The organism is Sphaerochaeta sp. S2, assembly GCF_016406725.1.
GTDB lineage: Bacteria > Spirochaetota > Spirochaetia > Sphaerochaetales > Sphaerochaetaceae > Sphaerochaeta.
The window spans coordinates 1-1,074 of record NZ_JAEKNT010000215.1; the positions used below are offsets into that span (position 1 = coordinate 1).

The following is a 1,074-nucleotide window of genomic DNA, read 5'->3' on the forward strand; positions in this document are numbered from 1 at the left end:
ATGTAGAAGAAGAGTTTGAAAACCATAGAAAAGTAGCTTTAGAACGTGAGCAGAAAGTAATGAGAAAATTGCAAGATGAGATAAATAAACAAAAGAAAGAATAGTTTAATACTAACCTAAAAATTTATCATTATGAAAAAAAACATGGGAAATACTGATAAAGCTATACGGATAATTATGGCTATCGTAATTATAATTTTATCTTACACCAAAGTTATTTCAGGAACTTTAGGAATTATACTTTTAATTTTTGCTGCTATATTTTTACTTACAAGTTTAGCAAGTTTTTGTCCGTTATATCCACTTTTCGGAATTAATACTTGTAAAAAGAAATAATTATAAAAAACCTGTGGATTTTATAATTTACAGGTTTTTATTCTCCACAATATGTAACAAAATTTCTTGGAGTTTCGTAAAGAGTTATTGAAAGTTCCAGCGTACTTTCAATTTTGGGTCTTAGTTTATTCCAAATTACCACAGCTATATTTTCAGCAGTTGGGTTTAAGGTTTTAAATTCTTCAACCTCTTCATTTAAATTTTTATGATCGAATTTGTCTTCAATTTCGGTTTCAATTAAATTTTTCAAAATTTTCATATCCATTACAAACCCAGTTTCAGGGTGTATTTCACCTTTTACCGAAACTATTAACTCGTAATTATGCCCATGATAATTAGGATTTGCACATTTGCCAAATACAGTTGCGTTACGCGCGTCAGTCCACTCTGCATTATACAATCTGTGTGCGGCATTAAAATGTGCTTTTCTATTTACGGTTACTCTCATAGTAATTATTTAGTAATAAAACTGTAATAGTTATCAAAAATTATTTTAAACCATTCAGTATAAATTTCGGGTTGTTCTTCCATATCCATTTTCACATCTTCTAAAGTCATCCATTTAAAACTTTCAACCTCTTCCTTATTTAGTTTAGGGTTATTATTATAATAACCAATCATAATATGATCCAATTCATGCTCGGTTAAACCATTATCAAAAGGTGCTTTATATATAAATGAAGTCACTTCTTCCAGTTCGCAAATAAAACCCATTTCTTCTTGTAATCTTCTTTTTCC

Annotated in this window: 3 protein-coding genes; 1 reads left to right on the forward strand and 2 read right to left on the reverse strand. The window is 28.8% G+C overall.

Annotation, left to right across the window (positions count from 1 at the left end):
- The first annotated feature begins 144 nt into the window (after window positions 1–144).
- On the forward strand, window positions 145–336 hold the full coding sequence (locus tag JF818_RS16640) for a DUF2892 domain-containing protein (protein WP_198891099.1): 192 nt from the start codon (window positions 145–147) through the stop codon (window positions 334–336).
- Between the two features lie 37 nt (window positions 337–373).
- Here JF818_RS16640 and JF818_RS06040 read toward each other — a convergent pair whose 3' ends face one another.
- Together JF818_RS06040 and JF818_RS06045 are read right to left on the reverse strand one after the other, a co-directional pair.
- Entirely contained in the window at window positions 374–784 is a 411-nt protein-coding gene (locus tag JF818_RS06040) for a 6-carboxytetrahydropterin synthase (protein ID WP_198891101.1), read from the reverse strand.
- Window positions 785–789: 5 nt separating this feature from the next.
- A partial coding sequence (locus JF818_RS06045; RefSeq protein ID WP_198891103.1) for an NUDIX domain-containing protein occupies window positions 790–1,074 on the reverse strand: 285 nt, incomplete at its 5' end.

Excerpts from the sequence above, each read along its gene's own strand:
- JF818_RS16640 (WP_198891099.1), top strand. The coding sequence starts at position 145 with ATGGGAAATACTGATAAAGCTATACGGATAATTATGGCTATCGTAATT.
- JF818_RS06040 (WP_198891101.1), bottom strand. The coding sequence starts at position 784 with ATGAGAGTAACCGTAAATAGAAAAGCACATTTTAATGCCGCACACAGA.